This window comes from Streptomyces sp. Ag109_O5-1 (genome assembly GCF_003814875.1).
Classification (GTDB): domain Bacteria; phylum Actinomycetota; class Actinomycetes; order Streptomycetales; family Streptomycetaceae; genus Streptomyces; species Streptomyces sasae.
The window spans coordinates 6,747,794-6,768,207 of the sequence record NZ_RKQF01000001.1; the positions used below are offsets into that span (position 1 = coordinate 6,747,794).

The following is a 20,414-nucleotide window of genomic DNA, read 5'->3' on the forward strand; positions in this document are numbered from 1 at the left end:
TGGCTAGTGCTGGTAGAAGATGCGGTCCCGGTACTCCTCGAACACGCGGGCGTTCCATTCGTGGCCGCCGTCGACGTTGCCGGAGCGCAGCAGCGGGGGTTCGACGCCGCGGTCGGCGAGGATGGCCGCGGTGGTGGCCAGGACCGCCTGGAGCAGGGCGCTGGTGACGACCGTGGAGGCGGGTGCGAAGGGCGCCGGGATGGTGTCGAGGGTGAGTTCCGCGTCCCCGACGGCGATCTTCGAGTCGAGGACGACGTCGCAGTGGTCCTTGAGGTAGGTGCCGGAGGAGTGCCGGGAGGTGGTCTGCGTGGCGTAGGCCACGGAGGTCACGCCGATGACCTTGGCGCCGCGTTCGCGGGCGCCGATGGCCATCTCCACGGGCATGGCGTTGCGGCCGGAGAGGGAGATGATCACGAGGGCGTCGCCGGTGCGCAGGGGTGAGGTGTCGAGGACCGCGGTGGCGAGTCCGTCGACGCGTTCGAGGCGGGAGCCGAGGGTGGCGGGCATGACGTCGACGCCGACGAGACCGGGGACGGCGAGCAGGTTCATGAGGGCGAGGCCGCCGGCGCGGTAGACGACGTCCTGGGCGGCGAGTGAGGAGTGGCCGGCGCCGAAGGCGAACAGCCGGCCGCCGGCCGTGACGGTGTCGGCGAGGAGGGTGCCGGCGGTGGCGATGGCCTCGGCCTCCTCGTCGCGGACCCGTTGCAGGAGGCCGATGGCGGCGTCGAAGAACAGGTCGGCGGGCGTGCCGTCGCTCATGCGTTGCCCCTTCGCAGCGTCAGCGGCAGCGCTTGTGTCAGCGTCTGCGTCGCGGATCACCCTCAGGTCTGGACCAGCATGGTGTCAATACGGCCGCATGCCGGCCGCACGCGTACCGCACTTCGGCCGCTCTCTTGAGGCTCCCTTTTGTCGGTGCGGCCCGGTTGTCGGTGGGATCCGGCAGAATTGGTTGCAGGGCCAGCGCACGCGGCCGGGCTTCCGGCAGAGGTAATCGAGGGGCACGTATGTCCGGACTGATCGACACCACGGAGATGTATCTCCGCACCATCCTCGAGCTCGAAGAGGAAGGTGTGGTGCCCATGCGCGCCCGTATCGCGGAGCGGCTCGACCAGAGTGGGCCGACGGTGAGCCAGACGGTGGCTCGGATGGAGCGGGACGGTCTGGTGTCCGTCGCCAGCGACCGCCATCTGGAGCTGACCGACGAGGGCCGCCGGCTGGCCACGCGGGTGATGCGCAAGCACCGGCTCGCCGAGTGTCTGCTGGTCGATGTGATCGGCCTGGAGTGGGAGCAGGTGCACGCCGAGGCGTGCCGCTGGGAGCATGTGATGAGCGAGGCGGTGGAGCGGCGGGTGCTGGAGCTGCTGCGTCACCCGACCGAGTCGCCGTACGGCAACCCGATCCCGGGCCTGGAGGAGCTGGGCGAGAAGGACGGCGCGGACCCGTTCCTCGATGAGGGGATGGTGTCGCTGGCCGACCTGGACCCGGGTGCGGACGGCAAGACCGTGGTCGTACGCCGGATCGGGGAGCCCATCCAGACCGACGCGCAGTTGATGTACACGCTGCGGCGGGCGGGTGTGCAGCCCGGTTCGGTGGTGAGCGTGACCGAGTCGGCCGGCGGGGTGCTGGTGGGCAGCGGTGGTGAGGCGGCCGAGCTGGAGGCGGACGTCGCCTCCCATGTGTTCGTCGCCAAGCGCTGAGATCGCGGTGGCGTTCAACTTCCGTTGTACACAGGGAAGTTGACGCTCCTCTTCGGCGTCCTTGCCTGGTGTGTCGAACGCGCCGAATCCAAGATTCAGTGCGCTGAATCGCAGCGCTCGAACGTTTCGCGTGCGAGGCTGTCGCGAGAGGCATATGACCTGAGGGGGGCGGGGAGGATGTGCCGAAGACGTGGAAATGGACACGGGGGCGGACGTGGGTTTGGCCCCGGCACCTTGCGGTGCCGGGGCCTGTCCTCCCCATCGCTGACCCGGAGCCCCGAGCTCCCAGGGTCATCCCCTCGGACCGTTTTTCCCCGAGCGGTCCGCCCCCCCGCAGAACAAATCCCCCCGGCGGCGCCGATCATGCCTGAGCAGGGGTCACTCGAACGAGGGGTGTTGCCCGCAGGAGCCCTATTTTCGAATAGGCATTCGATAGTCTGCAGCGGTACCGGAACACCAGGAAGCGATACGAGGCGACACTAGGCACGCGGAGCTAGGGGGGTGCCAGGCCCATGGCACGGCGCATCGACGTGACAGGATCCGGCGGCGTACACCTCGCCGCCTGGGAGTTCGCGGACCCGCCCAAGAAGGACGATCCGGCACGGCTGGGCGCCGACCGTGCCGACCCGGACCACTCGTCCCCCGGCGTGCTGTTACTGCATGGCCTGATGGGCCGCGCCTCGCACTGGGCGTCCACCGCCCGCTGGCTCTCCGAGCGGTACCGCGCCGTCGCCCTCGACCAGCGCGGCCACGGCCAGAGCGACAAGCCCCCGCAGGCCGCGTACACCCGTGAGGCGTACGTCGAGGACGCCGCGGCCGCCGTCGAGCAGCTGGGCCTCGCCCCGGCCGTGCTCGTCGGCCACGCCATGGGCGCGCTGACCGCCTGGCAGCTCGCCGCGAAGCGCCCCGAACTGGTCCGGGGCGTGATCATCTGCGATATGCGGGCCTCCGCGCTGGGCGCGGCCTCGCAGCGCGAGTGGGCCGACTGGTTCAGGTCCTGGCCCGTTCCCTTCGCCACGCTCGCCGACGTACGCAAGTGGTTCGGCGAGGACGATCCCTGGGTGGAGCGGCCGAACCCCGCGCGCGGGGAGTTCTACGCCGAGGTGATGCACGAGAGCGGCGACGGCTGGCGGCCCGTGTTCGACCCCGACCGGATGCTGAAGTCCCGGGAGACCTGGGTGTACGACGCGCACTGGGAGGAACTGGCCCAGGTGGAGTGCCCCGCGCTGGTCGTGCGCGGGGTGGACGGGGAGCTGGGGCGGGCGGAGGCGCAGGAGATGGTCCGGGTGCTTCCCCGAGGGGAGTACGCCGAGGTGGCGGACGCGGGGCATCTGTTGCCCTATGACCGGCCGGAGGCTTGGCGGGCGGCTGTGGAGCCGTTTCTTGATCGGGTGGGGGAGTGAACAGCGCCTACTGGGCAGGGGATCAGGTGCGTCGGCGGCTGCGGGTCGTGTGTGGTTGCTTGCGCAGTTCCTCCCCCAGCCTTCGGCCGGGGGTACCCCCAGCGCCCCTGAAGTCACCCCTTACTGACAGCCATAAGGATCTCCGGCAGGTAGGCCGCCGTGCGCGGTGCCGCCGCGCGTAGCCCCGCCCACGTGATCGTCGCCCCGTAGGCCGCCCCCACCGGCAGCAGCAGCCAGGTCCACTCCCCGCCCCCCGCGCTCACGTTCAGAGCGATCGTCAGGGCGATCACGGGGGCGCACAGCAGGGCCGCCGAGACCATGCCGCCGAAGATCGCGATCCAGGCCAGGCCGGTCTGGCCGGCCGCGACGTTCCGGTGGCCCTCCTGGGGGATGGAGTACGGGAAGCGGGCCGAGGTCCAGGCGCCGGTCGCCAGCATCGCGCCGAGGAGCGCGAAGGACAGGCCGAGCACCTCGGGCAGCCGGGGCCAGTCGCCCAGCATCGCCGTGGTCAGGACGGTCACCAGCGCCGCGTACGGCAGGGTGATGACCAGCAGGGCCAGCGCCCGCCCGCGCAGTTCGACGTAGGCGTCGCGAGTGGACGAGATGGTCATGGCCACCATCCAGAAGGCCGACGTGTCCTGCCCGAACTGGTTGTACATCTGGATGCCGAGCATCCCGGCGGCGAAGCACGCGAAGTAGATCGATCCGGTGCCCTGCAGGGCGTTGAAGACGGGCACGATCAGACCGATGGCCAGCGAGGTCACCCACGCGGCCTTGGTCTTGGGGTCGCGCCAGACGTAACGGAGGCTGCGCATCATGACCGTACCGGTACGTCCGGAGGGGAGCAGCCGGCCCAGACCGTCACTCGACGCCGGGCCCCGGCCGGCCGAGTCGGGCGCCTGGAGCGTGGAGCCGTCCGGCGCGGTCATCAGCCGGGTCAGCGTCCGCGCCCAGGCACCGACGAGCAGCGCCAACGCGGCGGCGCAGAGGGCGAGCTGAGCGACGGCCGTGCCGTACGATCCCTTGCTCGCCGAGTGCACCGCCCCGATCGCCGAAGCCGGCGGCAGCCACCGCACCACGTCGGCCACCGGCGCGAGCTCCCCGAGCCCGGCCGAACCCAGGCTCCGCGCCCCGAAGTTGACCAACTGCGCCCCGACGGCGATGACAAGGCCGCTCAGTACGGCCAGGTCACGTCCCTTGCGGCTGGTCAGCAGCCGTACGTTGGCGGCGGCGACCGCCCGTGCGAGGGCCACGCAGACCAGCAGTGCGAGGGCGACGGCGACGACCGCGACGCCGTACCCGGCGGCCCCGTGCGCCACGGACACCGCACAGCCCACCAGCAGCAACAGCGTGAACAGCGGGCCGATGCCGACGAGCGAGGCGGCGAGGAGGGCCCGTACCAGCGGCCGGGGCCGCAGCGGGAACATCACCAGGCGGGTCGGGTCCAGGGTCTCGTCGCCGCTCGGGAAGAACAGCGGCATGAACGCCCACCCCAGCGCCAGTACGGCCGTCACCAGCACGGCCACCGCGTCCGCGTGCGGGTGGCCGCGCAGCAGGACCAGACCCAGCAGCTGCAGCACCCCGAACAGCAGCGCGACGACCGCGGACGCGACGAACGCGGCCCGCCGGCCGCCGGACTGCCGCAGCCCGTTCCGCAGCAGCGAAAGCTTCAGCCGTACGACGGTGGAGGTCACGTCCGTCATCGCGCCCCGCCGCCCAGCCAGTCCAGATCCGAGGCCGTGTCCCGCCCGCTCGCCCCGACCAGTTCCAGGAACGCCGCCTGGAGGGTGGTGTGCGCCCCGCGCACGTCCTCCAGCGTCCCCGTAGCGCGGATGCGTCCCGCCGCCATCACCGCCACCCAGTCGCACAACGACTCGACGAGTTCCATGACGTGCGAGGAGAAGACGACGGTCGCCCCGGAGGCCGTGTAGCGCTCCAGCACGCCCCTGATGGTCTGCGCGGACACCGGGTCGACGCCCTCGAACGGCTCGTCCAGGAAGAGGACTTCGGGGTTGTGGAGGAGGGCGGCGGCGAGCCCGATCTTCTTGCGCATGCCGGTCGAGTAGTCGACGACGAGTTTGTGCTGGGCGCCGGCGAGATCGAGTACGTCGAGGAGTTGGGTGGCCCGCTTGTCGACCTCGGTACCGGGCAGGCCGCGCAGTCGTCCCGAGTAGCCGAGGAGTTCACGGCCGGAGAGGCGCTCGAAGAGGCGTAGCCCTTCGGGGAGCACGCCGATGCGGGCCTTCACCGCGACCGGGTCCCGCCAGACGTCGTGGCCGACGACCTCGACACTGCCCTGATCCGGCCGGAGCAGCCCGGTCACCATGGAGAGGGTGGTCGTCTTCCCCGCTCCGTTGGGCCCGACAAGGCCGACGAACTTCCCGGCGGGCAGCGACAGATCGACACCGGCGACGGCAACCTGCTGCCCGAACCGCTTCCAGAGACCACGAACACGAACGGCATCGGTCATGCCGGTCACCCTACGGGGGCGCCGGGTTCTCAAGTGTGCGGGTGGGCGGGGCTGGGGGTTTCACTTACCGGCGCCGGCAGGGTGCCGCTGCGCCCACCTGTGCCGCCCTGCGGCACGCCTGCCCGCAGCTGGGCAGCTGTGAAAGGGGCGGCTGGGCAGCGCCCCGTAAGGGGCGCGGGGAACTGCGCGATCAGCCACGAACCACCCGCGGTCGCGGACGGCGCAGCACCTGGCAGCCCAGTAGGCGCTACCGATCCCTCCCGCACGCATAGGCCAGCGCCGAGATCAGCTCCTCCGCGTCCGGCAGCCACCGGTTCGCCGCGGTCGGCCGGCAGGCCCACTGCACCGCCCCCTGCGACCCGTACCGCGTAGGCGGTGCGGGAACGTACGCGCCCTCCCCGAGCGCCGTGAGGTCCAGCGAAGCCGGTGACCAGCCCAGCTTCCGTACCAGGTCAGGCACCTTCACCGCGGCCCCCGGCAGCACGAAGAACTGCATCCGGCGGTCGGGCGTCAGCGTCACCGGCCCCAGCGTCAGCTCCATCCGCTCCATCCGGGCGAGCGCCAGGAAACCCGCCGTCTCCGGGACGGACAGCGCGTCGAAGGTACGTCCCGTCGGCAGCAGGATCGACGCCGTCGGCTGCTTCTGCCACATCCGGCGCGCCACCGTCGCACTACCGGTCGCCTGCGATGCCCAGTCCGCGCGCGCCGCGTGCGCGCCGGGCGCCGCGCACGCGACCTCCCCGCAGGAGCAGCGCTGCACCCCCTCGACCGCTTCCAGCCAGGTGCCCGCGAAGACGTCCCAGTGGCGCTCTTCGGCGTAGCGTACGGCGGTCTCCAGCAGCGATTCCCCGCGCTGCTTCGGAATCTGAGCGGCTTCGGTGCCGACGATCGTCTCTTCCACGCTCAACACAACTCCCGCACCCACCTGGAGTTACGGGCGTAGCGCGCGCGGGGGAGGAGCATCTTTTCCGCAACTGGGGCGCATGGGTGCACGTGTGGGGGCGCGCAGGAGGAACCGGGGCGTGAGCGGGTAGTCACAAGTGGGGGGTTGGTGGCGGCCGTGCCCGCAGTTCCGCCGCCTTTACCCGGCAATCCTCGTATGTCCCGCATTTTCGGTATGTCCGCTGGGCAGTGATCGTCAGGGCCGGATCTTTTCCCTACAGGGAGTTCGCAGGGGGTACGCCATGGCCGCAAGGCCTCTCGTCGCGCGGCAGCCGAACGAACGGTTGCAGGCGCTCATCCAGGAGGCGGGGTGCTCGAACGCCGGGCTCGCCCGCCGGGTCAACATGTGCGGCGCCGAGCACGGTCTCGACCTGCGGTACGACAAGACGTCGGTCGCCCGCTGGCTGCGCGGGCAGCAGCCGCGGGGCCGGGCGCCCGCGATCATCGCCGAGGCGCTCGGGCGCAAGCTGGGCCGTACGGTCACGATCGACGAGATCGGCATGGCCAACGGCAAGAACCTCGCGTCGGGCGTCGGTCTCCAGTTCTCGCCGACGGTGCTGGGGGCCATCGAGCAGGTCTGCGAGCTGTGGCGCAGCGACGTGGGGCGCCGGGACTTCCTGTCCGGCTCCTCGGTGGCCGCGTCCGCGCTGGTCGAGCCGAGCCGGGACTGGCTGATCTCGGCGCCGGACGCGCAGGTCGCGCGGCAGGCGGGGCCGCGGGTCGGGCCGTCGGACGTCGCGGCCGTGAAGGCCATGACACAGGCGCTGACGGACCTGGACCACCAGTTCGGCAGCGGGCATGTGCGCCCGGTCGTGGTGCACTACCTCAACAGTGTGGTCTCGGGGCTGCTGGCCGGCTCCTACCGGGAGTCGGTCGGGCGGGAGTTGTTCGCCGCGGTGGCCCGACTCACCGAACTCGCCGGGTACATGGCCGTCGACACCGGCCAACCGGGTCTCGCCCAGCGGTACTACATCCAGTCCCTGCGCCTGGCACAGGCGGCCGGGGACCGCGGGTACGGCGGCTATGTGCTCGCCGCCTCCATGAGCCACCTGGCCGCGCAGCTCGGGAACCCCCGGGAGATCGCCCAGTTGGCGCGGGCGGCGCAGGAGGGGGCGCGCGGTCGTGTGACCCCGCGCGCGGAGGCCATGTTCTTCGCGGCCGAGGCCCGCGGCCATGCCCTGCTGGGCGATGCGCGGTCGGCGCAGCTGGCGTCCGGGCGGGCCGTGTCGGCGATGGAGGCGGCCGATCCGTCCTCCGGGGACGACCCGGCGTGGATCGCGCACTTCGACGAGGCCTATCTGGCCGACGAGTTGGCGCACTGCCACCGTGACCTGGGCCAGGCCGAGGCGGCCGCGCGGTGCGCCAGGCAGTCGCTGGACGGGCACCCGGAGACCAGGGCGCGGCGCCGGGCGATCGGTTATGTGCTCCTCGCCACAGCCCAGGTGCAGCAGCGTGAGATCGAACAGGCCTGCGCCACCGGTATGAAGGCGGTGGAGCTCCTGGAGACGGTCCGTTCCAACCGGGGTGCCGAGTACCTGGAGGACTTCCAGCAGCGCCTGGAGCCGTTCCGGGACGAACCGGTCGTCAGGGAGTTCGGCGCCCGGCTGGATCTGCAGGCGGCCGCATGAATTCATGCCCCGCGGATGCGTGAACGTGTGGCAAACCACACCTTGCCGTGCAGGAAGCGGCATTTACAGCGCACCGCGGGGCGGTTCTGTTACTGCTGTCACAGGGAACAAGATCGCGCCCTCGGCCGCGTGGCACCTTGCTGAGGGGACCCGGTAGCGTAAACCGACGATTCACAAGGTCCCCCATTAGTAGGAGTCCCGGTGACGCAGAGTGGACAGGGCGAGCCCGCACGCGAAGGCATCGTGCTGCCCTCCGACGGTGGCGAGCCGCTGCTGCCGGGCATGACGGGCGTTCCCGCGCCCATGTCGCAGCCGCCCGCCGCGGCCCCGGCGCCGGCCGCCGCACCCACGGAGGGCCAGGCCTGGGGGCAGCCGTGGGGTCCCGGCCATCCGCAGGGCGCGCCACAGCCCCAGCCGGAGTGGCCGCAGGCGGCCGGCCAGGAGTGGAGCACCCCGGAGCAGCCGCCCGCCTGGAACGCCCAGTCCCACGACGCCCAGGCGCAGGCCGCCGGCGCGGGCCCGCTCCCGCCGGAGGGGGCGTCGGCACCGTCGTACGGCGGCGGCTACGAGCAGTCGTACGGCTACGGCGCCCAGCCCCAGCAGCCGTACGGAGCCCCGCTGCCCCCGGCCGCCGGCCAGGACCACTACGGCGCTGCGGGCGCCGCGCTGCCGCCCGCCGTCCCGCACGGCAGCCACGGCGGGTACCCCGGCGCGTTGCCGCCCGCCGACGAGGGCGCGACCCAGTACATCCCGCCGGTGCCCGCCGCGCCGGTGGACGAGGGGGCCACGCAGTTCATCCCGCCGGTGGCAGCGGCCCCCGAGGGTGCCACCCAGCTGATCCCGCCGGTGGGCCCGGGCGCGTTGCCGCCGGAGAACTCCCACGGGCAGACCGCCTACCCGGGCGGGCCGCCCGCGCAGCACTCCGACGCCGACGCCACCCAGTACATAGCCCCGTACCCGGCCGGCGGCCCGCAGGGCGGCGACCGGCAGCCGCCCGCCGAGTTCGACAACCTCTTCCGCAGCGGGCCCGGCGGCGAGCCCCCGGCCGCCTCCACCGCCCAGCTGCCCCGCTTCCAGCAGCAGCCGCAGCCGTCCTACACCCCGCCCCCGCCTCCGCCGTCGTACGAGCAGTACGGCGGCGACGACGGCGGCCGGGGCAAGTCGAAGGTGCCGCTCATCGCGGCCGTCGGCGTCGGTATCGCCGTCCTCGGGATCGGGGCCGGTGCCCTGTTCAGCGGGGGCGGCGGCAACTCGGACGACAGCAAGACGGTCGCCGCCTCGGCCTCCGCCACCGGCGGGGCCACGTCCGGCGCGGCCGACCCGGCGAAGGCGCAGGCCGCCGCCCTGGACAAGCTGCTCGCCGACAGCGGCAGCAGCCGGGCCTCGGTGATCGCCGCCGTGGCCAGCGTGAAGCAGTGCAACAACCTGGACGGCTCCGCCTCCGACCTGCGCACCGCCGCCACCCAGCGCGCCTCGCTGGTCACTCAGCTGTCGAAGCTGTCCGTCGACAAGCTGCCGAACAACGCCGAGCTGACCGCCGCCCTCACCAAGGCCTGGCAGGCGTCCGCGAACGCCGACAACCACTACGCGGCCTGGGCCGACCAGGTGGGCGCGAAGCACGGCTGCCGCAAGGGCCAGGCCCGCGCCACCGGGCAGACCGCCGCCGGCAACCGCGAGAGCGGCACCGCCAGCAGCCAGAAGGTGAAGGCGGCCGCGCTGTGGAACACGATCGCGAGCAAGTACGGACTGACCCAGCGGCAGCCGACCCAGCTCTGAGCGCGGGCCGGCTGCGGGGGCGAGTCGGTCAGGTGCGAACCGGTCAGGTGAGGTCCGCGTTCTGAAGGATCTTCGTCATGTCGAGGGCGTTCTTGTTCGCGGACTGCAGCAGGCCGCCCTTGACGGTCTGGACGTTCACATCGGTGTTGACCAGCCGGGAGAAGCCGGCCGCGGCCAGCTTGCCCTGGTAGGGCCAGGAAAGGGTGGGGGTGAGGCCGCCGGTGGAGACCTTCAGGCCGTCGTTGAGGGTGCGGCGCACACTGTCGGAGCTGACCTCGCCGTCGCCGATCTCGTCCAGGACGGCCGTCAGGACCTTGTAGGCGATCCAGGTGGTCTGCACCCCGGCGTCGGCCGGGTCGATCCGGTTGTCGCCGAAGGCCTCCTTGCTGATGACCTTCTTCATCTCGTCCCAGTGCGAGTCCGAGGCCACCGGGTACCAGCCGGTGATGTACGACCCCTCGTACGGGCCGGACGCACCGCCGGTCGAGTTGATCACCGTCTGGTCGACGCTGCCGATCTCGGCGGCCGTCTTCACCTTCGCGTAGTCGCTGCGGGCCCGCTGGAAGTTGTCCATGAAGGTGGCCGTGCGGTCCCCGAGCTCGGGCACCACGCAGCCGGTCTTCAGCGAGTTCGAGGTGGCGCTCTCCAGGGCCTTCTGCGACTGCTTGTCGTACTCGGTGAGGTCCTCGGCCGCGAGCTGGTCGATCGACTTGGCGTGGCCGCCCGCCTGCAGGCCCGAGTCGAGCAGCTGGGGCAGCTGGTCGCCGGCGATGCTGTCGGGCCGGACCAGGGTCACCGGGCCGCAGGAGCCGGCCAGCGCCTCCCCGAGCCCGCTCAGCAGGGTGAGCTGGCCGCCGTTGACCGGGTAGGAGACCGGGCTGGTGAACTCCTGGTTCGAGGCCCCGTAGCCGCCTATGTAGGGGATGGCCGCGCCCTCCAGCGGGGCGAAGTAGGAGTCGCCGAACTGGCTGTAGGAGCCGACCACGGCGACGACGTTCTCGTCGACCGCGCGCTGGGCGCAGCTCGCGGCGCCCACGCTGGTGTTGTGGTCGTTGCAGGTGAGCAGCTTGAGCTTGCGGCCGTGGATGCCGCCCTGGGAGTTGATCCAGCGTACGTAGGCGGACGCCATGGCGGGCATGCCGGGCTTGTTGGTGGCGCTGGTGTCCTGCGGTGCCCACGTCATGATCTTGATGGTGTCGTCCGCTGAGCCCGACAGTCCTGGGACGGTGCCGCAGCCCGCGGCGAGTGAGGCACAGGCCGCCATGGCCACCGCTGACAGGGCGGTGGCTCTCGCGGGTCGGTGGGCCGAAGTGGGGAAGGTGCTGCGCTTGGGTCGCCTGCCGGTCATGGACACGCACGATTCCGCCACATCTGAAACCCGGGAGTGACCCATGGTCAATGAGGGGTGACGCGGAGGTGAATTACGGGGGCCTCTCACAGGCTTGCGGCGAGGAACGTACGATCGATGACCGTGCAAGGTTCGGAGAACTCTTCCCGTCGTGGCCGTCGCTCCTCCACCATGGGCGACATGCCACTCAATGACATGCCATGGTGGCGCTGGCGCAGCAATGTGCGCTCCGCGCTGCACATGCTTTCCGACCCGGAGTTCCAGCGGAACGTCTGGCTGGTCGGCACGGACGGCTACGGTGATGTGACCGACGCCGTCTACCGGCTGGTCGAGGACACCTGGCTGGACAACTGGTCCGCCGAGAAATACGTCGGGACGATATTCCGCGACTCGCAGGAGGCGGCGCTCGTCGACACCGCCGTGCTGCGGGTGCTGCGGATCATGCACCAGGTCGGGCCGGACGCCCCCGTCTCCGCGTATCTCGACCACCAGGCGTGGCCGGACGCGGTCCGCGCGGCCCGGGACGCCCACATACGTCTCGCGACGAGCGACGGCGACGACCCGGAGGCGCCGCCGCGCAGCCTCGAGGTGCTGCGGATCATGACGCGGGCGGCGTGAGCCCGAGGACGTCCGGGTAGGCCGTGCCGGGTCGGCGCTGGTCCGCGCTGGTCCGCGTGGCGGACAGGAGCCGACGGGGGCGGCGGGGCATGAGACCCTGTGGTGCATGACCGATCAGTCCACCCGAGCCCAGGCCGCCCCGGCCGACCAGTACGTCCTCACCCTTTCCTGCCCGGACAAGCAGGGCATCGTGCACGCCGTGTCGAGCTATCTCTTCATGACCGGCTGCAACATCGAGGACAGCCAGCAGTTCGGGGACCACGACACGGGTCTGTTCTTCATGCGGGTGCACTTCTCGGCCGAGTCGCCGGTGACGGTCGACAAGCTGCGGGCGAGCTTCGCGGCGGTCGGTGACTCCTTCCGCATGGAGTGGCAGATCAACCGGGCGGACGACAAGATGCGCATCGTCCTCATGGTCAGCAAGTTCGGCCACTGCCTGAACGACCTGCTCTTCCGCGCCAGCATCGGCGCGCTGCCGGTGGAGATCGCGGCCGTTGTCTCCAACCACACCGACTTCGCCGAGCTGGTGGAGTCGTACCACATCCCCTTCCGCCATATCCCGGTGACGAAGGAGACGAAGGCCGACGCCGAGGCCCAACTGCTCGAACTCGTCCGCGAGGAGGACGTCGAGCTGGTGGTGCTGGCCCGCTATATGCAGGTCCTCTCGGACGACCTGTGCAAGCAGCTCAGCGGCCGGATCATCAACATCCACCACTCGTTCCTGCCGAGCTTCAAGGGCGCGAAGCCGTACCACCAGGCGCATGCGCGGGGCGTCAAGCTGATCGGCGCGACGGCGCACTACGTCACGGCGGACCTCGACGAGGGCCCGATCATCGAGCAGGAGGTCGAGCGGGTGGGCCACGACGTCACCCCGGACCAGCTGGTCGCGATCGGCCGCGACGTGGAGTGCCAGGCGCTGGCGCGGGCGGTGAAGTGGCACGCGGAGCGCCGCATCCTGCTCAACGGCCGACGGACGGTCGTCTTCGCCTGACAGCACGTTTACGCCCCTCGGGCGAACACGCCTACATCCGGCTCAGGCTCGCCGCCGCGAACAGCACGTCCCTGATCGCGGCCCGGTCCCCGAGCTGACCCGCGGCGGCCTCCTCCGGCGGTACATGTCCCGCGGCCAGCCTGCAGAACTCCACGTCGTCCAGCGCCACGTGCGCCACCTCGTGGTCCGCCGAGCCCACCGCTCCCGGCGAGTCCAGCGGGATCAGCCACTCGCCGCCGCCGTTGCCCTCGATCTCCAGCCGCAGGCTTCGGCCGGGCCGTCCCGCAGGGACCAGGTGGGGGGTCTGCCCGGGCGCCGCCAGCCCGGCACGGCGCCGCTCGGCCAGTACAGCGGGCAGCATGCGGGCCGCGAGGTCGATCATCCGGTGCAGGTGCCTGGGGGCCGGCGGCCCGTAGGGATAGTCCACGGCCTCCGCGATGTCCTCCGCGTGCACCCAGCACTCGAAGGCGCGGTCCAGCATCGCGTCGTGCAGGGGCAGCGCGAAGTCGCCGTACGACACTCCGAGCCGCCCGGCGCCGCCGCCGGTGAAGGAGACGGTCTGCACGAGCTGGTGGCTCTGCTCCCGCCAGGGAACCCGCACCGCACGGGTCGGCGGGAAGTGCGAGGCCTGCCAGAAGGCCTCGGTGCGGCCGGCCGGACCCTGCGCGGGCGCGTCCCCGAGCGGGTCGTCCAGGCCGAGGGCCACCGCCACCAGCCCGTCCACCGACAGCAGGTGGGCGATGACTCCGGCGACCGTCGTACGGCGGCTCGTCGGCGCCTGGCCGTCGAACCAGCGCAGCCGCACCGGTGTGTGCCACTCCGCGTCGCCGATGTCCTGGAGGAGCGCGTCCAGGCGGGCGGCCTCGGCGTCGTAGGGTGCCGCCCAGGCGGGGAGCGGGATCCGGGCCGGCCGGCGGTCCAGGCAGCTCTCCAGGACGCGGGTGCGCAGGCCCGGGTCGAGGTCGAGGCTCTCCGGCTGGTGCAGCAGACCGACCGCCTCGCGCAGCCGCCGCGCCTCGTCCGCGCAGGCCCCGCAGTCGCCGAGGTGGACCTCGACGGCGAGGCTCTCCGCCGTCGAGCACGCGGCCAACGCCCACGCCCCGAGGAGCGACTTCAGGACGTCGTGCGGCAACTCCAGCGCTACGGGCGGCGGGTCGGCCGGCTCCGGCAGCGGCTGCCCGCCGTCCTCGACGGAGGACCGGGGCAGCGGTATGCGCGGCGGCAGCCCGGAGTCGCCGGTGCCGTCGTGCGCCTCGAAGGCGTCGCTCACGCGCCACCCCCGTATCCCGGCGGTGTTCCGGCGTCGTGCGCGGTGGACAGCAGCTGCAGGCCCAGACGCAGCCGGCGGCGGGCCTCGTCCTCGGTGACGCCGAGGTCCACCGCGGTCTGCCGGTAGTCCCGGCGCTGGAAGTAGGCGAGCTCCAGGGCGGCGCGCAGCGGGGTCGGCATGGAGTGGACGATGTAGTCCGCGCGGGCGGCGACGGATGCGCGCCGCACCTTGCGCTCCAGCTCCTCCGCGGCCTGGGCGGCCTCGGCGGAGCCGATGTCGCCCGCCGTGAGCGCGGCGGTCTCGGTGGCACGCAGGCGCTGTACGGCCAGCCGGTGGGTCAGCGCGGCGACCCAGGAGCGCAGCGGGCCCTGCCGGGGGTCGTAGGCGTCGGGATGCTCCCAGACCTGCGTGAAGACCTCGCGGGTTATGGAGTCAGCGGCGTGCTCGTCCCCGAGGACGCGGTGGGCGAGGCCGTGCACGAGCGAGGCGAAGCGGTCGTAGAGCTCACCGAGGGCGGCCGCCTCGCCACGCGCGAGCCGCTGCTGCATCTTGCGGTCCCAGCGGGGCGGTACGTCCTTCTTCGCCATGCGGCCCCCTCCCCGTGCCCGTGCCCAGCGTGTCTCCACCGTCACCTCGAATGTAGTCGGCACGTCCGACAACGCACGCCCCTTTGTGGCAATGCGCGCCCCTCGACGCATCGCGGGTGGTAGAAGGCCCCCTCCTGGTGTTTCTCGTGTTCCCCTCCCGCTCCTGATCGAACAGGATCGGAGATGACCGAAACAAGACCCTTCTTGATCGTCTCTCGTTTGTCATCCGGGGTTTCGGGGAACCGCCGCTGGGCAGCCGCGCGAAAAGAAGCGTAGGAACTGACTCCGTTTCCGGGCGGTTCCGGGAGATCCGGCGAGCGGAGGGCTGAGCCGTGGCTTTCAAGGTGACCGGCGTCGAACAGGGCGAGTGGGCTGTTCTCGGGGTGTCGGGCGAACTGGACCTGGTGACCTCACCGGTGCTGCGTCAGCGGGTGCACGACGTGGTGGCCGAGGGGCATCACTGCCTGGTCCTCGACCTCTCCGACGTCTTCTTCTGCGACTCCAGCGGCGTCGGCGTCCTCATCGCCGCCCGCCGTCTCATCCGCTCCTGCCGGGGCCGGCTGCGGCTGATACTGCCCGCCCAGGGCGCGAGTGACGGTTCTCACGTCAACCGGGTCCTCGGCGCCCTCGGCGTACGACGGCTGTTCGACGTGTACGGCGACATCGACAGCGCCACCGCCGACGAGGAGGACCCGCTGTCCGCCTGAGCGGGCTTCACCGGGCTCCTGGAGCGCATAGCCGATGGCGGCGGCAGCGCCACATTGTTGTCGCAGAATTCCCCCGGTCTTGGCACAACCGTCGTTTTCGTGCTCCGGGGCGGCCGCCCGCGTCGTACGCTCCCTGCTGGATGAACCCCCACGTCAAGTAAGGCGGCCCGAACACACATGGTCAGCACCGAGTACGAGCGACGGATCGCCGCCCGGTTCGCAACCTTCGACCAGGACGGCAACGGCTGGATCGACCGCGGAGACTTCAACGCGGCGACCAAGGCCCTGCTCACCGAGTTCGGCACCCCCGCCCGCTCGGACCGGGGCCAGGCCCTGTACGCGGGTGCGGAGGCCTTCTGGCAGGGCATGGCCGGCATGGCGGACCGGGACGGCGACCAGCGCATCACCCGCGAGGAGTTCGTGAGCGGCGCGGTCAAGCGGCTGCACGACAACCCCGACCGGTTCGGCGAGATCGCCCGCCCCTTCCTGCACGCGGCCCTCGCCCTCGCGGACACCGCGGGCGACGGCACGGCGACCGTCGCCGACACCGCGCGCGTGCTGCGCGTCCTCGGGGTGCCCGCGGAGATCGCGCAGGCGGTCGCGACCGGCCTCGACGTCGACGGCGACGGCAAGGTCGCGGAGGCCGAGATCGTCCCGGCGTTCGCCCGCTACTTCACGATCCCGGACTAGGACTTCCCGGGAGCCTTTGAGCCGGCACTCCCCGGGAGCCCCGAGAACCGCTCGCGCAGCCTGTACTTGAGCACCTTGCGCAGCGTCTCGTTGCGCGGAAGGGCGTCCACCACCTCCAGCCGCTCCGGCAGCTTGTGCACGGACAGCCCCTTCGCGCGCAGGTACGACACCACCTCCGGGAGCGTCAACGCAGCGCTCCCCGGCGGCTGTTCGACCACCGCGCACACCAGCTCCCCGCGCTCCGCGTCCGGCAGCCCGACCACCGCGGCGTCGCCGACCGCCGGATGCGCGGCGAGCAGGTCCTCGATCTCCTTGGCCGAGATGTTCTCGCCCTTGCGGATGATCACGTCCTTGAGGCGTCCGGTGAGGACCAGGTGACCGGTTCCGGTCACCTGACCCAGGTCACCCGTCCGCAGGAACCCGTCCGCGTCGAAGGCCTCGGCGGTCTGGGCCGGATCCAGATACCCCTGGCACACCGCCTCTCCCCGCAGCCGCACCTCGCCGCCCTCGGCTATCCGGATCTCCATCCCCTCCGGGGGCCGCCCCTCGGTCGTCGCCAGGTTCTCCGCCGTGTCGTCCGGCGTCCCCATGGTGATCATCGGCACCTCGGTCATGCCGTACCCGTGCGTCAGCTGCACCCCCATCTCCCGCACCACCGCGTGGTAGACCTCCGGCGGCTTCGGCGCCCCACCGCCGGCCAGCAGCCGCAGCGAGGGAATCACCGGAACCCCCGGCTGCCTGCGCTGCTCGGCCAGGAACATCGAGTAGAACGCCGTCGACCCGCCCGCCACCGTCACCCCGTGCCTGCGGTACTCCGGCAGCGCGTCCGGCAGCGCGAACTGCTCGAACATCACCGCCGGGAAGCCGTACAGCAGCAGCATCACCGTGTAGTCCGGGCCGGCGATGTGCGCGTACGGGAACGCCATCGAGCCCACGTCGTCCGCCGTGAGCCGCAGCGCGTGCGCCAGGCACGAACCGCCCGCGATGAGCGACCGGTCCGTATGCAGAACGCCCTTGGGGTCCGAGGTGGTTCCCGAGGTCCAGTAGATCCACCGGACGGAAGTGCCCTCGGCGGGCGGGGCGGGCAGCACGGCCGGATCGCCGGCGGGCAGCCCGGCGCCGTCGTACGCCTCGAAGATCCCCTTCGCGCCCAGCCGCCGTGCCATCTCGGTGTGGTCGAAGCCGCGCCACACGCCCGGCACGGCGAAGAACTCGGCCCTGGACTCGCGCAGCGCGAAGCCGACCTCGCGGTCCCGGTAGAAGGGGATGACGGGGGACTGGACGGCGCCGAGCCGGGCCAGCGCGAAGGACAGCACGGCCGTCTCGATCCGGGTGGGCAGCTGCCAGGCGACCACCGTGCCCGGGCGCACACCCATGCCGTACAGACCGGCCGCGACGCGTTCGGCACGCGCGCGCAGCCCGCCGAAGGACAGGGTGCGGTCGCCCTGGAGGAACACCGGGCGGTCGGGGGTGAGCCAGGCGCGACGGACGACCAGGTCCCAGAGCGTGCGGGAGGCGCCCAGTTCGCGCGCGACGGAGTCCGGATCGTACGAGACGGCGTTCGGATCGTGTGCGGTGGCGTTCGTGTCGTCCATGGCCCGGGCCCCCTGCTCGCTCCGTTAGCTGACGAGTCGTCAGATCGTAGGTCCTGGCGCCTTGTCGGTCCAGGGGTGCGGGGCTAGCCTGCGAGATCTGACGAACCATCAGTTCCATGGGGGTGTCTGCCGGTGGACCTGTCGTACACGCCCGAGGAGGAGGACTTCCGGGCCCGGCTGCGGGAGTGGCTCGCCAAGGCGCTGCCCGGCCTCCCGCCGAAGCCGAAGCCCGAGGACTGGCCGGGCCGCCGCGCCTACGACCTCGGCTGGCAGCGGATGCTGTACGACGCCGGGTACGCCGACGTCCACTGGGACGCGTCCCCCACCGTCCGGCTGATCTTCCTGGAGGAGACCGAGAAGGCCGGCGCGCCCTATGTGGGCGCCAACTTCGTGGGCCTTCTGCACGCCGGCCCGACCATCGCCGCCGAGGGCAGCGAGGAGCAGCGGGCGCGCTGGCTGGCGCCGATCCTGCGCGGTGACGAGGTGTGGTGCCAGGGCTTCAGCGAACCGGGCGCCGGCTCCGACCTGGCCGCGCTCCGTACGCGCGCGTGGCGCGACGGCGACGACTACGTGGTGAGCGGTTCCAAGATCTGGACCTCGCACGCGGAAGTCGCCGACTGGTGCGAGCTGTTGGTACGCACGGACCCGCAGGCACCCAAGCACAGGGGCATCACCTGGCTCGCCATGCCCATGAACGCGCCCGGTGTCACCGTACGGCCGCTGCGCACGCTCGCCGGGTCGGCCGAGTTCGCCGAGGTGTTCCTCGACGAGGTGCGCGTACCCGTGGCCAACCGGGTGGGCGCCGAGAACGACGGCTGGCGCGTCACCATGGTCACCCTCTCCTTCGAACGCGGCACCGCCTTCGTCGGCGAGGTCGTCGCCTGCCGCCGGGTGCTCGGCGACCTCGCGCGCGTGGCGTACCGGAACGGCACCTGGGATGACCCGGTGCTGCGCCGCCGCCTAGGCCGGCTGAACGCCGAGTTCCGGGCGCTGTGGCGGCTCACCCAGTGGAACGTCAGCGAGGCGGAGGGCAAGGGCGTGCCCGGGGTCGGCGGCTCAGTCTTCAAGCTGCGCTACTCGCACGCGCGGCAGGAGCTGTACGACGCGGCCGCCGAGGTGCTCGGCCCGGACGCCCTCGACCTGGACCGGCCGTGGGCCCTCGACCGGCTCTCCTCCCTCTCGTACACCATCGCGGCCGGAACCTCGCAGATCCAGCGGAACATCGTGGCCGAGCGGATCCTCGGGCTGCCGAAGGGGCGGTGACGTGCGCTTTCAACTGACCGAAGACCAGCGGTCGTTGCGGGACGGTATGCGGGGGCTGCTCGCGCGGCGGTTCGACGGCGAGGCGCTGCGGGCGGCCGTCGGTACGCCCGGCGCTCTCGACCGGGGCCTGTGGCGGGAGCTGGGAGCGGCCGGGTTCTTCGCGCTGCGGCTGCCGGAGGCCGACGGCGGGGTCGGGCTCGGACTGCCCGAGGCGGTGCTGGTCTTCGAGGAGGCCGGGCGGGCGCTGCTGACCGGCCCGCTGGTGGCCACCCACCTCGCGGCGGCCGACGTGCCCGGGGCGGCCGCCGGGGAGGCCGTGGTGGCCCGTGTGGACGGCGGCCTGGTGGAGTGGCTGGCCGAGGCGGACACCGTGACCGGGGACGCGTCGGGGGCCGTAGCGCTGCGCTCCGTGGACCCGTTGACGCCCCTGCACCGCGTCCCCGCGGCGGCCTCCGACCCGGCCTCCGACCCGGTGGCCGTACTTCTCACCGCCGCCGAGCAGCTCGGCACGGCCACGCGCGCGTGCGAGCTCGCCGTGCAACACGCGCGAACGCGCGAACAGTTCGGGCAGCCGATCGGGGCGTTCCAGGCCGTCAAGCACCTGTGCGCCGAGATGCTGGTGCGCGCCGAGACCGCGCGTGCGGCCGTCTACGCGGCCGCCGTGACCGCCGACACCGTGGACATCGCGGCGGCCCGGCTGCTCGCCGACGAGGCCGCCGTGCGCGGCGCCCGGGACTGTCTCCAGGTGTACGGCGGGATGGGCTTCACCTGGGAGGCCGAGGTGCATCTGCACCTGAAACGGGCCTGGGTGCGGGCGCAGCGTGGCGGTGGCAACACGGAGAGTGAGGAGTTGCTCGCCGTCGAGCTGCTCAAATGAGCGTTCGAAACGGCTCTGATCTGCGGAATCAGTGGTGCTGGTGGGTCGGATGTCGCGGATTGTGGCATACCGTAATCACGGAGCGTTGATACCGGGTTGTGTCCAACGCGTGACTCGTCACGGCCTGGAGTCGAGTGTCCTCTCCGGTACCTTCTGTGGGATGCGAGTGGTTCCGAGGACGAGCCATGCCGGCGGTGCCGTCGAAGCGGCCCCGCGGTTCATGGTGCGTGCCACTGCTTGCAGGGCGGTAAGGGCTTGCGCCCCCGCTTGTTCGACTCCCCGCCGCGAGCGTCGCACAGTATGCCGTAGGCGTACTCCTTCGCGCTGGAATATGCCCGAAGCGCTTGTTGGGGTGACTGTACGTCAACCATGCTGTCTCGTAAGGGAATCACGTTCCGTGACCCTTGCTCTGGCCGTTGTTCTGGCCATGCAGAAAATGGCTACGATCGTGGCCCTCGTCGCTCCAGTCGTCGCGACCCTCGTCGTGGCGCTGACTCGGCGCGGGTTCATGTGTCCGCCGGTTCGGATGGTGTGAGCGGTGCAGGTGCTTCA

General features: G+C 71.7%; 18 protein-coding genes. 10 read left to right on the plus strand and 8 right to left on the minus strand.

Annotated features, from left to right (window positions below; all coding sequences use genetic code 11):
- Positions 1 to 3: 3 nt before the first annotated feature.
- The gene (locus EDD90_RS30635) at positions 4 to 759 is read right to left on the minus strand and encodes an SIS domain-containing protein (RefSeq protein ID WP_123976147.1); all 756 of its coding nucleotides are present in this window, start codon (positions 757 to 759) and stop codon (positions 4 to 6) included.
- 245 nt (positions 760 to 1,004) lie between these two features.
- Between EDD90_RS30635 and EDD90_RS30640 the strand changes: the two genes are divergently transcribed.
- Positions 1,005 to 1,697 (plus strand): metal-dependent transcriptional regulator, encoded by a 693-nt coding sequence (locus EDD90_RS30640; RefSeq protein ID WP_123976148.1) that lies wholly within the window; start codon positions 1,005 to 1,007, stop codon positions 1,695 to 1,697.
- 512 nt (positions 1,698 to 2,209) lie between these two features.
- Positions 2,210 to 3,100, plus strand: a complete 891-nt coding sequence (locus EDD90_RS30645) for an alpha/beta fold hydrolase (RefSeq protein WP_123976149.1) — start codon at positions 2,210 to 2,212, stop codon at positions 3,098 to 3,100.
- 113 nt (positions 3,101 to 3,213) lie between these two features.
- On the opposite strand, the gene EDD90_RS30650 is transcribed toward EDD90_RS30645, so the two are convergent.
- The 3 genes from EDD90_RS30650 to EDD90_RS30660 all read right to left on the minus strand — a co-directional run bounded on the left by EDD90_RS30650 (position 3,214) and on the right by EDD90_RS30660 (position 6,480).
- Positions 3,214 to 4,803: a transporter gene (locus tag EDD90_RS30650; protein WP_123976150.1), complete on the minus strand. Its 1,590-nt coding sequence runs from the start codon at positions 4,801 to 4,803 to the stop codon at positions 3,214 to 3,216.
- On the minus strand, positions 4,800 to 5,570 hold the full coding sequence (locus EDD90_RS30655; RefSeq protein WP_123976151.1) for an ABC transporter ATP-binding protein: 771 nt from the start codon (positions 5,568 to 5,570) through the stop codon (positions 4,800 to 4,802). The genes EDD90_RS30650 and EDD90_RS30655 overlap by 4 nt, the downstream gene beginning before the upstream one ends.
- 247 nt (positions 5,571 to 5,817) lie before the next feature.
- Positions 5,818 to 6,480, minus strand: coding sequence for a bifunctional DNA primase/polymerase (locus EDD90_RS30660; RefSeq protein WP_123976152.1), 663 nt, complete (start codon positions 6,478 to 6,480; stop codon positions 5,818 to 5,820).
- Between the two features lie 274 nt (positions 6,481 to 6,754).
- On the opposite strand from EDD90_RS30660, the gene EDD90_RS30665 reads away from it, so the two are divergent.
- Both EDD90_RS30665 and EDD90_RS30670 read left to right on the plus strand, forming a co-directional pair.
- The gene (locus tag EDD90_RS30665; protein WP_123976153.1) at positions 6,755 to 8,140 is read left to right on the plus strand and encodes a transcriptional regulator; all 1,386 of its coding nucleotides are present in this window, start codon (positions 6,755 to 6,757) and stop codon (positions 8,138 to 8,140) included.
- Between the two features lie 201 nt (positions 8,141 to 8,341).
- The gene (locus tag EDD90_RS30670; protein ID WP_123976154.1) at positions 8,342 to 9,916 is read left to right on the plus strand and encodes a hypothetical protein; all 1,575 of its coding nucleotides are present in this window, start codon (positions 8,342 to 8,344) and stop codon (positions 9,914 to 9,916) included.
- A gap of 43 nt (positions 9,917 to 9,959) precedes the next feature.
- Here EDD90_RS30670 and EDD90_RS30675 read toward each other — a convergent pair whose 3' ends face one another.
- Positions 9,960 to 11,264, minus strand: coding sequence for an ABC transporter substrate-binding protein (locus tag EDD90_RS30675; protein ID WP_123976155.1), 1,305 nt, complete (start codon positions 11,262 to 11,264; stop codon positions 9,960 to 9,962).
- Positions 11,265 to 11,381: 117 nt separating this feature from the next.
- On the opposite strand from EDD90_RS30675, the gene EDD90_RS30680 reads away from it, so the two are divergent.
- Both EDD90_RS30680 and purU read left to right on the plus strand, forming a co-directional pair.
- Positions 11,382 to 11,882, plus strand: coding sequence for an SCO4402 family protein (locus EDD90_RS30680; protein WP_123976156.1), 501 nt, complete (start codon positions 11,382 to 11,384; stop codon positions 11,880 to 11,882).
- Positions 11,883 to 11,988: 106 nt separating this feature from the next.
- The gene (gene purU, locus EDD90_RS30685; protein WP_123976157.1) at positions 11,989 to 12,873 is read left to right on the plus strand and encodes a formyltetrahydrofolate deformylase; all 885 of its coding nucleotides are present in this window, start codon (positions 11,989 to 11,991) and stop codon (positions 12,871 to 12,873) included.
- 31 nt (positions 12,874 to 12,904) lie between these two features.
- Here purU and EDD90_RS30690 read toward each other — a convergent pair whose 3' ends face one another.
- A complete protein-coding gene (locus EDD90_RS30690) occupies positions 12,905 to 14,158 on the minus strand; it encodes a maleylpyruvate isomerase N-terminal domain-containing protein (protein WP_398928637.1) in 1,254 nt (417 codons plus the stop codon).
- Entirely contained in the window at positions 14,140 to 14,730 is a 591-nt protein-coding gene (locus tag EDD90_RS30695) for a sigma-70 family RNA polymerase sigma factor (RefSeq protein WP_123976158.1), read from the minus strand. The genes EDD90_RS30690 and EDD90_RS30695 overlap by 19 nt, the downstream gene beginning before the upstream one ends.
- Positions 14,731 to 15,062: 332 nt before the next feature.
- Here EDD90_RS30695 and EDD90_RS30700 point away from each other — a divergent pair, with 332 nt between their 5' ends.
- Both EDD90_RS30700 and EDD90_RS30705 read left to right on the plus strand, forming a co-directional pair.
- Positions 15,063 to 15,437: an STAS domain-containing protein gene (locus EDD90_RS30700; protein WP_123976159.1), complete on the plus strand. Its 375-nt coding sequence runs from the start codon at positions 15,063 to 15,065 to the stop codon at positions 15,435 to 15,437.
- Between the two features lie 177 nt (positions 15,438 to 15,614).
- Positions 15,615 to 16,127, plus strand: a complete 513-nt coding sequence (locus tag EDD90_RS30705; RefSeq protein ID WP_123976160.1) for an EF-hand domain-containing protein — start codon at positions 15,615 to 15,617, stop codon at positions 16,125 to 16,127.
- On the opposite strand, the gene EDD90_RS30710 is transcribed toward EDD90_RS30705, so the two are convergent.
- Positions 16,124 to 17,722: a class I adenylate-forming enzyme family protein gene (locus tag EDD90_RS30710; protein WP_123976161.1), complete on the minus strand. Its 1,599-nt coding sequence runs from the start codon at positions 17,720 to 17,722 to the stop codon at positions 16,124 to 16,126. The genes EDD90_RS30705 and EDD90_RS30710 overlap by 4 nt on opposite strands.
- Positions 17,723 to 17,854: 132 nt before the next feature.
- Between EDD90_RS30710 and EDD90_RS30715 the strand changes: the two genes are divergently transcribed.
- Positions 17,855 to 18,985: an acyl-CoA dehydrogenase family protein gene (locus EDD90_RS30715; RefSeq protein WP_123976162.1), complete on the plus strand. Its 1,131-nt coding sequence runs from the start codon at positions 17,855 to 17,857 to the stop codon at positions 18,983 to 18,985.
- A gap of 1 nt (position 18,986) precedes the next feature.
- Entirely contained in the window at positions 18,987 to 19,862 is an 876-nt protein-coding gene (locus EDD90_RS30720) for an acyl-CoA dehydrogenase family protein (RefSeq protein ID WP_123976163.1), read from the plus strand.
- Positions 19,863 to 20,414 lie beyond the last annotated feature (552 nt).

What these genes read in the sequence shown, in the direction of transcription:
- EDD90_RS30635 (WP_123976147.1), bottom strand. Translation starts at nt 759, where the DNA reads ATGAGCGACGGCACGCCCGCCGACCTGTTCTTCGACGCCGCCATCGGC.
- EDD90_RS30640 (WP_123976148.1), top strand. Translation starts at nt 1,005, where the DNA reads ATGTCCGGACTGATCGACACCACGGAGATGTATCTCCGCACCATCCTC.
- EDD90_RS30645 (WP_123976149.1), top strand. Translation starts at nt 2,210, where the DNA reads ATGGCACGGCGCATCGACGTGACAGGATCCGGCGGCGTACACCTCGCC.
- EDD90_RS30650 (WP_123976150.1), bottom strand. Translation starts at nt 4,803, where the DNA reads ATGACGGACGTGACCTCCACCGTCGTACGGCTGAAGCTTTCGCTGCTG.
- EDD90_RS30655 (WP_123976151.1), bottom strand. Translation starts at nt 5,570, where the DNA reads ATGACCGATGCCGTTCGTGTTCGTGGTCTCTGGAAGCGGTTCGGGCAG.
- EDD90_RS30665 (WP_123976153.1), top strand. Translation starts at nt 6,755, where the DNA reads ATGGCCGCAAGGCCTCTCGTCGCGCGGCAGCCGAACGAACGGTTGCAG.
- EDD90_RS30675 (WP_123976155.1), bottom strand. Translation starts at nt 11,264, where the DNA reads ATGACCGGCAGGCGACCCAAGCGCAGCACCTTCCCCACTTCGGCCCAC.
- EDD90_RS30680 (WP_123976156.1), top strand. Translation starts at nt 11,382, where the DNA reads ATGACCGTGCAAGGTTCGGAGAACTCTTCCCGTCGTGGCCGTCGCTCC.
- purU (WP_123976157.1), top strand. Translation starts at nt 11,989, where the DNA reads ATGACCGATCAGTCCACCCGAGCCCAGGCCGCCCCGGCCGACCAGTAC.
- EDD90_RS30695 (WP_123976158.1), bottom strand. Translation starts at nt 14,730, where the DNA reads ATGGCGAAGAAGGACGTACCGCCCCGCTGGGACCGCAAGATGCAGCAG.
- EDD90_RS30705 (WP_123976160.1), top strand. Translation starts at nt 15,615, where the DNA reads ATGGTCAGCACCGAGTACGAGCGACGGATCGCCGCCCGGTTCGCAACC.
- EDD90_RS30710 (WP_123976161.1), bottom strand. Translation starts at nt 17,722, where the DNA reads ATGGACGACACGAACGCCACCGCACACGATCCGAACGCCGTCTCGTAC.